Consider the following 11,919-nt stretch of genomic DNA (forward strand, 5'->3'; position numbering starts at 1 on the left):
AGAAGACGGCCATTATGAACGAACGCATCATCTGGACTTGCCTCATCGCCATCTTCCTTCTGTTCGTGACCTATCAAACGGCCACCGATCCAGAAGGCAAGGCGGGACGACATTACGTAAAGCAGGTCAACGGACACTGGGTCGATGCCGATGAGATTGACCGTCGAGCCGGGATCGCCGAGCTGAGCTACACCCGCTCGTTTGGCCTCTGGATGGCCGCCTTCTTCACCCTCTGCATCTTTTCGTTTCTGTACCGCGACAATCCGTTCTACAAAGTCGCCGAAGCCACGGTTGTGGGCGTTTCCGCGGCCTACTACATGGTGGTCGGCTTCTGGTCGACTATCGTGCCGAATCTGTTCGCCAAACTCATGCCCGGACTGACACAACAGTGGGCGATGCCGGGAATGTCTCCCGAGCCGGAAGCCACCAGCGTGTTCTATATCGTCCCGCTGGTGCTGGGTATCATGCTGCTGATGAGGCTCGTTCCGAAGATGAGCTGGATTTCGGTCTGGCCGCTGGCGTTCATTATTGGCACCACGGCCGGGTTGCGAATGGTCGCCTATCTGGAGGCCGACTTTCTCAGCCAGATCGAGAACAGCTTCCTGCCGTTCGTCGTATTAAATGGCAGCGGGATTGATTACGCGACTTCCTTCACCAATATCTTCATGGTGATGAGCCTGCTCGCCTGCCTGACATACTTCTTCTTCTCGATTGAACATAAAGGCGTTGTCGGCGGCGTTTCCAAGTATGGGATCTGGATTCTCATGATGACCTTCGGAGCCATGTTCGGCATGACCGTGATGGGCCGCATTGCTCTGCTGGCAATTCGCCTGGAATTCCTGTTCCGGGAATGGCTGAATATCTGACGGCGGCTCCAGTTTCGCCGCGTGAAAGGTTCACATGATTCGCTCGATCTGCCTGCTGTTGGCTGTCCTGCTCGTGTCTTCAAGGGTTGAGGCCGAGGAGCTGACGATTGCCTTCTGGAATGTCCAGAATTTGCTCGACGAGCACGACGATCCTCTGCTCCCCTACGACGAGAAAGCCTCGGCGAGTACCGTCCGCGAGCGACTCGGCAAAGACGCCCAGGTCATCCGCGGACTGGATGCCGACATTCTCGGACTGGCCGAGGTCGAGAACATGGCCATTCTCCGACAACTCGTCAGCGGCTATCTTTCGCGCAGTGAATACAAGTACTTCACGCTCATCGACGGCACCGACCCTCGCGGCATCGACTGTGCGATCCTCAGCCGTTTCCCGTGCACGGTGCAGACTTTCGACATTCCCGATTTTCCTCGCGATTTACTCGTCGCCCGTTTCACCACGTCTGGCGACCCGTTCTACGTCATCGTGAATCACTGGAAGAGTCGCCGGAACGATTCCGAAAACAACCTGCGTCTGACATGTGCGAAAGCTGCCGCCGACTGCATTCAGGAACTGATCTACGGCATCGAAGGGCGTCCCGTCCCCGTGGTGCTTGTCGGTGATTTCAACGACGATCCGACGGACGAGTCGCTGAAATATTTGGAGAAGCAGGGCCTTCGCAATACGATGAACAGCATCTCAGAAGACTTGCGTTGGACTCACGGGCATTACGATCGCGACGCCAGTTCGATGAATCTGCACTGCTTCGATCAGGTGCTAATCAATCAACAGGCCGTTTCCGGAGGTTCGATTCGCTGGAAGAAGTCGCACATCTATCGGCCGTCGTTCATGATCAACGATCGCCGCTCGTTCAATGGCCGCAACATTCCCCTTCCGATTGACGATTACCGCGACCGCATTGGCTATTCGGATCACTTCCCGGTCATCGCAACCTTCGAAGTCAACTCGCGATGACTTTGCAGCCGTCCCGAGCAAGTTCAAACTCCGATGGCAGCGAACGCAGGAGCAAACTCAATCATTGCCGTCGGATGGCGCCCATGCGACTGCAAGGGGAAGCATGAGGATGCTTCAACTCTCGGTGCGTGGCAACCACTTCTTCAGTAGAAGAGTGAAGCCGAGAGGGACGAACAGGGAAAGAATCAGGACGACCGGCAGATAACGGTCATCGGAGAACCAGCTGCCAAGAGCTGCATAAGCCGCGGCGATGGCCAGATTTGTCAGCGCGAGAACCGGATAGAACAGCGCTCGCCGCAGCCGCCCTGCTCCGAGCATAAGCACGGCAGCTTCTCCCAGGATCGGCAGCGGTCGGGAAACGACCAGCGTGAACGTCCCCCAGTCCCTGACGAAGCGGTGCAACAGCTGTTCATCGTCTGGTTTCGCCCAGCGACGGAGAGCCGGCCGGCCAATCGTCCGGGCAATCTCGTAGCCGATCGCTGCTCCGAGTATCAGCCCGACGGTCGCGAACAGAGTCGCCGTCAGAAAGCCCAGCTGGCTGCCACCGTAGGTAATGACTCCGCTCGACGGAACTGGAAGAAAGATATCGACCGCGAGCAGAAGCAGCAGCAGGTTCGCGGTTCGCTCCGGCGTGACGGAAGCTTTCAACCACTCCAGTTGACTCGCCTCAAAAACGTCGCCCAGCACCAGAAAAGGAATGATGGGCACCAGCAGGATCAGGACAAAAACGAGGATCAGTCGTTTCAGCGATCGTCTTGTGGATAGTCCGGCCTGGTCTTCGCTCTCAGAATTCATCGCGACTACGGTTTCTCGAGCATCGCTCGCTGGTAGTCCTGAAACGAGACAAACTCGAAGTGCTGATTCTGCAACATCGACTGCCAGTCGCGAATCCGTGTCCGGTCCTGAGGGCTCAGACTCCACTGAATACTGTGCTCGGCAGTCAGAACCGTCCGGGCCTCATCCTTCCGAGTCAGCTGAACGCGCACGGGCAGCAGATTTCTGCGGACGAGCTCTTCGTTGATCTTCAACCGCGGCCCGGGAAGTGAGGATTGACCATGCAACATGTAATTGAGTTGAGCGGCTCCATCGGTGTACAGCCGAAACGTCTCCGCCACATCCCCGTTGGGTGCGGGGACGGTCTGGATCGAATACTGCATCACCGGACTGGAGAAAAGGACTTCGTTCGCTTCACTGCCATCGGTAATGTCGAACTGTGGGTCGACCTGGAAGCGAATTCGTTCGATCTCGGCTGCCGCATCCGCGGAATCGGTCTGAGAAACTTCATCGACGTAGTCGCTGGCCTTCGAGCGGGCCACCTTGAGGTAGTGCCGTAACTCGCTGAATTCGACTGTGCACCCTTTGCGATGACTTCCACTCACAATCGTATACCGTTGCTGCGCGGGATCGTAGATCACCAGTTCGCCCACCATATCGATCCAGTCGTACGCTTTTCCGGCATGCCAGAGCGTCAGACTGCGCGAAATCACTTCGGGACGCGAACTCTGGGCGCCGCCCGTCTCGCGGAAGACGCGTGTATAAATGCGGTAATCCTGAGCGAATCCGCATTGGGCCAGACCCGACAGGCACAGGATCAGGGCGGCAGTAACAGTCAGAATTGCTCGCACGGTCTTGTCCAGTTTGAGTGACGACATCGAAATAGGCAGATTTTGCAGCCGCGCCCGCTGGTCCAGCGATGGCTCGGGCGGCCGTAAAGTATCGATTCCCGCCGATTGACTCAACGTGAATCTCGATGGCAATCTGCAAGGGGTCTCGAATCCTCAGCAGACTTGCCCCCGGCATCCGCGTACTTCACAATGAACCGATCAACATTTGCTGTTCAATTCTTGTCTGACGGGAAATCTCATGCTTCGCCGAGCTCTCATCGTTCTTCTCTGCCTCGTGACCAGTGGCCTCTCCGTGAATCAAATCCGTGCCGCCGAGCCGGAGCAGTCTGGAAAGTGGATTCCGCTCTTCAATGGAAAAAACCTCGAGGGTTGGACGCCAAAGATCAAAGGCAAACCTCTGGGCGACAACTTCGGCGACACGTTCCGGGTCGAAGATGGCCTGCTGCAGGTCCGGTATGACAAGTACGAGAAGTTTGACCGCCAGTTCGGGCATCTGTTCTATAAGACGCCCTATTCAAACTACAAACTGCGAGTGGAGTATCGGTTTGTCGGCGATCAGTGCCCCGGCGGCGAAGGCTGGGCACTGCGAAACAGCGGAGCCATGCTGCACGGCGAAGATCCGAAAAAGATGACGGTTGACCAGGATTTCCCGACGTCGATCGAGGTTCAGTTCCTCGGCGGAAACGGGACGAAGGATCGAACCACGGCGAATCTCTGCTCGCCCGGCACGAACGTTGTCATGAACGACAAACTGTTCACGCCACACTGCACGAGTTCTAGCTCAGAAACCTATCACGGCGATCAGTGGGTAACCGTCGAAGTCGAAGTCCGCGGAAATAAGAGCTTCCGCCACTTCGTCAACGGCGATCTCGTCCTTGAATACTTTGAACCCCAGCTCGATCCTCGCGATGAGCACGCCAAAGAGCTTGCCGATGAACAGGGAAGCGTGATGCTCTCCGGCGGCACGATTTCACTGCAGTCGGAAAGCCACCCGATCGACTTCCGCAAAGTCGAACTGATGATTTTGGAAGACTGAGAACTCGGGGTCAGGCACATGCCCACGGCTTGCGTGGGCATGTGATGCAAAGTCGGTGAGAAAATCCGTCAGCGAACGACGTAGCCCATTTCAGCAAGCACGCTGCAAATTCGGGACTGGTGATCGCCCTGGATCTCGATGGCGCCGTCTTTCAGCGTTCCCCCTGCCCCGCAGACGGTTTTCAGCTTCGTCAGCACGTTCTGCAGAGCTGGGGGATCATCGGCGAAGCCCTGCACGACCGAGACCGATTTCCCGCGTTTCCGTTTCTCCAGACTCACCTTGAGCTTCTGAGAAGCGGGTGAAATGGACGCCGGCACTTCAGGTGGGCAGACACACTCCGATTCAAGCCGATCACATCGTTCGCAATGCGGCGGACGATCAAACTGCGTTCCTGCGAACATTCCCACGGATTCAGGCCCCCTGCTTGCCTGCGGAACCGCCGAGTTCGGTTTCGACTTTACGAATTTCATCGCGGATCTGAGCCGCCTGTTCGTAGTTTTCCTGTTCCACCGCTTCGCTCAGATCACGTCGCAGCTGTATGAGTCGGAACTGATTCTCACTATCGAGTGGAGCCCGCTGGGGACGCTTGCCTCGATGGACCGTGTCGTTATGGATGTTCTCGAGCAGCGGCAACAGTCGCATGCGGAACGATTCGTAGTCATGCGGGCAGCCGAAGCGGCCCGACTCACGGAACTCCTTGTAGGTGATCCCACAGTTCGGACAGACCATGGTCTCGTCTTCCGAAGTCCGCTCATCCATTTCGGAATCGGGCAGCAGCGATTCGACAAACGATTCTTCCGGCGACTTCTGATCGGACTTATGCATGTATTCGTAGAAGTGCGACTCGCAGAAGTGCAGTTCTTTCACGTCGCCATCCTTAAGCATCGTGACGTGATAAACGGCCGGCTTGGAGCAGACGGAACATGGTTTCATAAGAACTCAGCCAATCAGTTCGGACAGGCAAGGCTGTCTGAGGATCAAGAAAATCAGAAGCTCGATTATAAGCGATGGTCCACGAGGCGTGCGATTTCAGTGCCGCGAAAATCCGTATCTGTCAGGAGGCTGTCGACTCTGCCAGGCGATCGAGCAACAATCGCAGGTAGCTGCGTCGTTCGACCTTCGGTCCAAGGTGCAATCTTTGAGCCAGATCGAGAATCCATTTTCGTGTTTCTTCGAACTGGCTTTCCTCGGATACGCATTCGAGCTCGACGTAAGTGCCGAGACCGTCCACATGATCGATCACGATCTCCACCTCGCGATCTTCGTCGGGCAGGTGGTAGATCTCACGGGATTTTTTCACACAATGGACGACACTGAACCCGAGCTGTTCCAGAATCACCTGCATTTTTCGATTCTGCTCGACTCCGTCTCCCAGATCGACCTCAACCTCCTGTCTGCTCTTGGTCTCCTGATCGAGGAGCGGCCCCTTGTAGGTCATTCCATTTCGATTGTCGGTCCGGCGGATTCGGAAGGCTTCATCGGTCGAAGCGAAATCCCGCAGCGGATGCCCGAAGTAGAGATCTTCCTGTTCGACAGAGTCTTCGCAGACTGCGCCCAGGCCATCGAGCGACTGGCGGAGGACATCGAGATCGTGAACGGGATATTTGACTTCAACTTCGTAGTGCATCACGGAGGTTTGTTTCTCCCTCTTTCCAGAATTCAGTGCTGTTGCTGCTCGGCCTGGCGATCCATTTCCACTTGAATCGACCGGAGATACTTCCAGGTATAGAGCCCGGTGCTGTGGCCATCGCTCCAGTAGATCTTCACCGCGTAATTCCCGACCAGTTCCATCTTGCCGGGTTGGATATCTTCCGGGGCATCGTCGACAAAAAATGTCCGCTCGCCGGTAAACTCATTCACGCAGTTGGCACAGGGACACAGCCCCCGAAGGACACGGAACGGAAACTCAAAGCGGTCCTCTTCCGACCAGCTGCAGACGAGCATCTGATCGGAAAGGCGGGCAGTAATATTCTCCGGAGGCGAGACAGTCATCGCGGGATTTCCCGGGTAGCGTTTCCACGGCTCATCGGGCCGAGGAACCTCGATTGATAGGGGGTCGATGAAGGAATTGTTGCGAATCCCACCTGTCGGGACAACCGGACCGCCCCCTCAATCCTTGCCGCGATGCTGCACCTTCGGCCAATAGGTCTGGAAGTTGAATTTCGGACTGTTCTCGAAGTCGTGGCACTTCACACACAGCTTCTTCTCGGCTGTCACCAGGTCGATTTTCATCGCCTCTCGAGCGGACGCGAGGTCCGGATTGTTCTGACCGGTTTCTTTGAACGTCTCTTCCAGAGTGGTGTGATGGCTGCCGGGACCGTGGCAGTTTTCGCAGCCCTGTCCGGCCAGGTGGGGCGACTGATCCATACTCACAAAGCCACTCTCGTACCGAAACACTTCCTGAGGATTCCAGCCGACCGAATGGCAGGCCAGACATTCCGGATCATGCACTCGATTAATCCACGGAACTTCCGCATAGCGTTCGTGCCCGCTGATCAGCGTCTCAGTGGCATGACTGTGCCGCGATTCTTTCCATTTAGCGAAGGCCTTCGTGTGACAGGTGCCGCATTTCTCGGAACCGACAAACTTATGCCCATCAGGATGTGGAACGGCAGGTTCGCTCTGCACAATCTGCTGTTCCTTCAGCAGGTCCTGGTAGAACGCCATATGGTTTTCCATCGCCGGCGTTCGACGAAAGCGTTCCTTATCGAGATCGACCAGCTCGTAGCGAAATTTCTTCTCCTGGCCCGGAAAATAGCCAAGGACTCCGGCGTACTTCCCTTTGCGGCCGGCCTCGATGACGGTCGTTTTCCCCACTTCCTGGGGAACGCCATTCGGATCCTCCGGTCCTCCCCCCCTCAGACAGAGATCGAAATCGGGAACCTGTTCCAGAATGCGCGACGTTTCCGTACGGGACGACTGAGAAAGCAGAACCAGCAGCTCACATCCCTGAGCCTTCAGATCCTCAACGACCGGCTTCAGGCTGGCGACGGGGTCATCGATCCGAAGCAGACTGTTATCAGAACCGGCGCTCACCTTCTCGGCGAATTTCTCTCCGATCACGCCGGTAACGCCCACTTTGGTTCCGTCGACGTCGATCACCCGCGATCGCGCGGGACTGCCAATGTCCGGGGTGTCGTAAAATACCACATTGGCGGAGATATAGGGCAACTCGGTTTCTGGATCGGTTGAGTTTGAAACCGTCGAGAAGAGATAGTCGACCTGCAACTTGAGATCGGAGGGCCCAAGCGTCATCGCATCGTACCCCATATCCGCCAGAGCCGTGTGCATGACGCCGAACTTGATCTGATCCTGCCGGCGGGTCCGCTTCACGAAGTCGCCGAGATCGAGGCCAATTACGTTCCAGCCCTTGTCTTCACGCAACTGGCGAAACAGATCGGCTCGCCGGGAGATGCCGCCCGACTGAGTTTCCGAGCAACCGCAGGGCTCCATATAACCATGAGCTTCGCCCGTGAAAATGATCGCCAGTTCGGGCTTTGACCAGCCCTCGACAATCGGCTCTGGGGCTTCATCCTGAGACACGGGACGAGCCGCAGGAGTCGAGATCGACATTCCGGAGTCGGTCTGATCCTGGCTGACCCCCTGAAACCAGCAGCCGATGGCCACAATCGGTGCCAGTAGAAGCGGCCAGCAGGTTCTCCAGAACCTCTTAGAAGATGCATGAAACATCGAACTCAGTCCTTTGTGTTTCGATCAGGCGGCCCGTTCGTCCAACGGCGGGACGATATCGCATCTGCCGGAATGAGGCAAACCGGTTTTCCAGCGGCTTTGTCGAGCCTTTCTGATCAGTAGCTCAGCCCGTGAACGTTGAAGATCATCTTCGGCACGAGCTTGTTATCGGTCGTCACGATGATCTTCCCGGAATTCACTCGATCGTTGTTCATCGAAGGAGAATTGGGCGGAACCGAAATTCGGATTTCATACCGCTCCCGATTCTCGGCCTGAAACTTCTCGTCCTTGGTCATCTCGAATTCAATGAAATCCGGCTTCGCCTCGACATCGGTTACGTTGATGGGAGCGCCATTGTTGTCGCGGACGAACATCGAGAGGTTAACAGATTTTCCTTCTTTCCGATCGAACCGGCCAAGCACCAGCAGCATGTTCGACGCCTGCCAGCCGGATGGTCCGAGAATCTGCACGGGACCTGAATGGTAGCCCTGCAGTTTGAACGTGGTCCACTCCTCTTCGCCTTCCACAATAAGGTCGAGTCGGACGTCGGCCACGAACTCGCCAATCGGTGCCCCGGGCGCAACTTCCCCTTCGATAAGGTATCCGCCCTTGGCAAGCTTTTCCTTGAGCTGCTCATCGGTCATCGGCTCGATGTTCACGGTGACCAGTTCACTGTCGCTGGTGGCTTTCACCAGCTCGAAGTCGCCTTTCACCCGGGAAGAAATGGCTCCCGTAAAGGTCGTCGGTTTCTCCCGCGACAGCTCTCCAAGGTTCCAGACGCCGGCAGGCGTGATTTCCCAAGTGGCATCAACCCGTCCGGTGACCGTGAGCGAGACCTCTTCGATATCGGGATCGTTCGTTTTGATGAAGGCGGCCTGACTGAATGCCGGGTCTTCGACCTTGCCGATCCACTCCAGCGTAATCGAGGTCGATTCTCCCGGAGCAACTTCGCGCTCTTCGAAGTCGGCCATCGTGCACTTGCACGTGGAACGATCTTTCACGAGCTTCAGAATCCCTTCACCCTCGTTTCGAATCGTGAACTCGTGACGCAGCGTCTGCCCGACCTCCATGTTCCCGAAATCGTGGACCGGTTCGTCGATCACCACGGCCGGTGCCGGGGCGCCGGGAGGGAGACTGAGATCGGCCTTCTTCGCGGTTTCTTCCGAGACGCTGAGATCATCGGTACAGCCGGCGATCGCGGCGAGGAAGAACGTCATCACCATCAGGGAGCAACACGACGTGCAGAAAAGATCGGTCTTCATTCGAGCCCAATTCATGGATTTGTTCGAAGTCGTTGTGAGGAAACGGGATTGAGCGTGAGGAACTACAGAATGGCCGATTCTACCCAATCACTGATCTGACGCCACCCTGAGGAATGCCTGAACGCATCTTATGCGCAGTCCCCACATGGAATTACGTCAATCACCGGATGATGTTGGACTGTCTGGGACCTTCTCCACGATTTTCTGCAAGATGGCCAGCTGATCCTCGGTCAGATAGCGGTCCGTATGGCCGTACTCGCGATTGATGCGGTCGAGGTCCAGCGATTGCTTGGCGACCGCTGCAGCCGCATCGTTTCGACCGGCGTCGAACAGCGTGGAGGCGAGTTCGAACTGCAGTTCCGAATTCGCAGGATAAATCTCGATCGCTCTTTCGCGGGCCGCGATCGCCTTCTCCAGAGTCGCTGCCTCTTCATGGATCTGGTAAAGCCGAGTCCATAGATCCGCGCGCTCCGACTGGAGTTGATAACTCAGAGGATCGCGGGCAATCGCCTCATCCGTCGCCGCCAGGGCTTCCTTCAACGCCTGCGGACTCGGAGCTTCGTCACGCGGAGAAGCCTTCGCCGCTGCAATCTGTTGCCAGGGCTGCGGGTTCCAGAAGTCGGCTTCGGCCCACTCCTGACTTCGGCGAACCGTCTCCGCCGGACTGCGGGATCGCGTCAGATCCGCAATCGCCGCAGATTCACTGAGCCGTGGCAGAACCGCCAGATACAAACTCGACAGAAACAATCCGCCTCCTGTCACCAGAAGGACAAGTCCCGTCCGTCGTCCGGAGAACGAGGTTCTTTGCCGGATTGGCTCGATGCCGACCGTGAGAACAAGCAGCAGTTGGATGATCACCGGCATCGAGAAGCCTCCTGCTCCATGCAGATGAATCAACAGAGCCAGCCCCGCCCACCGCCAGACGGAAGTCGGCAGTTTCGTTTCACGCATCATCGCCCATAACAGCAAACCGAGAGATCCCGAGACCAGCGTCCAGAACAGAGTCTCTTCGAGGAAGCGAGCCGATTCGGGCGGACTGAGTATGCTCGATAATAAGACCGACGAGCAGAGTACCACCGACGCTGCGTAGCCACTGATCGGTGTCGCCACTTCACCAGAACGTTCTAACGACGCAGGTCCTCGTAGCACACGCAATAACAGCAGAATCAAAAGAGCAATGACTGCTCCAGACGCGATCACGCCGCCTCCCGCCGCGGCATCAAGCCAGAGGTTGTGTGGATCGAGAATCTCTTCGCTCGACCGCGGCAGCTTGTGAGCCAGGTAGTGTTGCCGAAAGTTTCCGGGGCCTGCTCCGAGCAAGGGTGACTCGCTGAGCATCGCCAGTGAACCCCGCCAGAAGTCGAGACGATACCGCAACGACTTACCGGCTTCGGAAACGACCTGCTTATCAAGACTGCCTGAACCGAAGGCGATCGCAACGAAGATCGCGAGGACAACCGTGAGCGTGGTGCCGTACTTGAGCAGCGTCTTCCGATTCGCGCTACGGAACACGTAGAAGAGAAATACCCCACCCAGTGACACAGACGCCCCGACCCAGGCGGTTCGACTCTTCGTCAGGAGCAGGCAATAGGCCAGCAGCATCCACAGGACGGCGATGCCGATCCGACGGGATGTCGCATGGGGACCTTTCGGAACGGCGAGGAACAACCCGCTTGTCAGCACGAGGCCGACCGCCAGAAATCCCCCCAGGGTGTTCGCCAGGGCGAAGAATCCGAAGGGTTCGCGACTGTCCCGCAGTCGCTGCAGAAACATCTGCTGAGCGTGGGTCTCCAGCGGAACACCGAGTTGACTCAACTCCCGTTCCAGGAGGGCTCGCTTTTCTTTCAGGCGGGTCGTCAGGAACTCTGAAGCGTGTCCGGTCTCGAGCTGTGCCGATACGTCCTGAAACTCCTCGATCAGCGGGAGGACTTCCGCCTCAGCTGCATCGTAGAAAACGTAATGCTGATAGATCCCTAATGATGAATGAGCCGCTCCAGCAACAAGCAGGACGCAGAGAGTCAACTGCAGCGATTGCGAGTTGGCGAACCGTCGCAAGAGCAGGACGCTGACGACGGTTGCCAGCCACCCCAGAACAACAAAGACGCCGGTTCGAAGCTGTCCGCCAGTGGCCCAGAGCATTCCGAAAGAAAGGATCGGCCCGAGCCCAAGCAGCAGCACGCAAAGATCGAGTCCGTCAAAGGCGATCGGTTGTGTCCGCCATTTGAAGAGGAGCCAACCAACAACGGCCAGCCCCATCAGCCAGGGCGCGTGCAACAGGACGAGGTCCCCATTCACGGTCGCCTCGGGAGGAACAAACAGCTGAGCCCATAGCAATACATTGATCGCACACCAGCCGAATGAGAGCCAACGGGAATGGCCAGCCGAAGGACCGTTCTCTGGAGAGTCGGATGGTCGCCGGGATGCCTCCTGCATACTGGGTTTGCCTCTCGTATTACTGGTCGCGGAAGAT

General features: G+C 57.0%; 12 protein-coding genes. 3 read left to right on the plus strand and 9 right to left on the minus strand.

Going from position 1 to position 11,919, the window contains the following annotated elements:
* Nucleotides 1-14: 14 nt before the first annotated feature.
* Both L1A08_RS02655 and L1A08_RS02660 read left to right on the plus strand, forming a co-directional pair.
* Nucleotides 15-866 (plus strand): hypothetical protein, encoded by an 852-nt coding sequence (locus L1A08_RS02655; RefSeq protein WP_238753891.1) that lies wholly within the window; start codon nucleotides 15-17, stop codon nucleotides 864-866.
* Between the two features lie 34 nt (nucleotides 867-900).
* Nucleotides 901-1,836, plus strand: coding sequence for an endonuclease/exonuclease/phosphatase family protein (locus tag L1A08_RS02660; RefSeq protein ID WP_238753893.1), 936 nt, complete (start codon nucleotides 901-903; stop codon nucleotides 1,834-1,836).
* Between the two features lie 114 nt (nucleotides 1,837-1,950).
* Here L1A08_RS02660 and L1A08_RS02665 read toward each other — a convergent pair whose 3' ends face one another.
* Both L1A08_RS02665 and L1A08_RS02670 read right to left on the minus strand, forming a co-directional pair.
* Entirely contained in the window at nucleotides 1,951-2,631 is a 681-nt protein-coding gene (locus tag L1A08_RS02665; protein WP_238753895.1) for a TVP38/TMEM64 family protein, read from the minus strand.
* Between the two features lie 5 nt (nucleotides 2,632-2,636).
* Nucleotides 2,637-3,488, minus strand: a complete 852-nt coding sequence (locus L1A08_RS02670; protein WP_238753897.1) for a hypothetical protein — start codon at nucleotides 3,486-3,488, stop codon at nucleotides 2,637-2,639.
* 211 nt (nucleotides 3,489-3,699) lie between these two features.
* On the opposite strand from L1A08_RS02670, the gene L1A08_RS02675 reads away from it, so the two are divergent.
* Complete coding sequence (locus tag L1A08_RS02675; protein ID WP_238753900.1) at nucleotides 3,700-4,497, plus strand: 3-keto-disaccharide hydrolase; 798 nt, start codon at nucleotides 3,700-3,702, stop codon at nucleotides 4,495-4,497.
* A gap of 68 nt (nucleotides 4,498-4,565) precedes the next feature.
* Here L1A08_RS02675 and L1A08_RS22685 read toward each other — a convergent pair whose 3' ends face one another.
* The 7 genes from L1A08_RS22685 to L1A08_RS02710 all read right to left on the minus strand — a co-directional run bounded on the left by L1A08_RS22685 (nucleotide 4,566) and on the right by L1A08_RS02710 (nucleotide 11,882).
* Nucleotides 4,566-4,967 carry a translation initiation factor gene (locus tag L1A08_RS22685; protein ID WP_315860538.1) on the minus strand — a complete coding sequence of 134 codons (402 nt, stop codon included), beginning with the start codon at nucleotides 4,965-4,967 and terminating at the stop codon, nucleotides 4,566-4,568.
* The gene (locus L1A08_RS02685) at nucleotides 4,909-5,430 is read right to left on the minus strand and encodes a UvrB/UvrC motif-containing protein (protein WP_238753904.1); all 522 of its coding nucleotides are present in this window, start codon (nucleotides 5,428-5,430) and stop codon (nucleotides 4,909-4,911) included. Before L1A08_RS02685 ends, L1A08_RS22685 begins: the two co-directional genes overlap by 59 nt.
* A 121-nt stretch (nucleotides 5,431-5,551) precedes the next feature.
* Nucleotides 5,552-6,124: a class IV adenylate cyclase gene (cyaB, locus tag L1A08_RS02690; protein WP_238753906.1), complete on the minus strand. Its 573-nt coding sequence runs from the start codon at nucleotides 6,122-6,124 to the stop codon at nucleotides 5,552-5,554.
* A 32-nt stretch (nucleotides 6,125-6,156) separates the two neighbouring features.
* Nucleotides 6,157-6,489: a DUF971 domain-containing protein gene (locus tag L1A08_RS02695; RefSeq protein WP_238753908.1), complete on the minus strand. Its 333-nt coding sequence runs from the start codon at nucleotides 6,487-6,489 to the stop codon at nucleotides 6,157-6,159.
* Between the two features lie 117 nt (nucleotides 6,490-6,606).
* A complete protein-coding gene (locus tag L1A08_RS02700; RefSeq protein ID WP_238753910.1) occupies nucleotides 6,607-8,187 on the minus strand; it encodes a multiheme c-type cytochrome in 1,581 nt (526 codons plus the stop codon).
* A gap of 116 nt (nucleotides 8,188-8,303) precedes the next feature.
* Entirely contained in the window at nucleotides 8,304-9,449 is a 1,146-nt protein-coding gene (locus L1A08_RS02705; RefSeq protein WP_238753912.1) for a DUF1573 domain-containing protein, read from the minus strand.
* Nucleotides 9,450-9,605: 156 nt separating this feature from the next.
* Entirely contained in the window at nucleotides 9,606-11,882 is a 2,277-nt protein-coding gene (locus tag L1A08_RS02710) for an O-antigen ligase family protein (protein ID WP_238753914.1), read from the minus strand.
* Between the last annotated feature and the right edge of the window lie 37 nt (nucleotides 11,883-11,919).

It is taken from the genome of Rubinisphaera margarita (genome assembly GCF_022267515.1).
GTDB lineage: Bacteria > Planctomycetota > Planctomycetia > Planctomycetales > Planctomycetaceae > Rubinisphaera > Rubinisphaera margarita.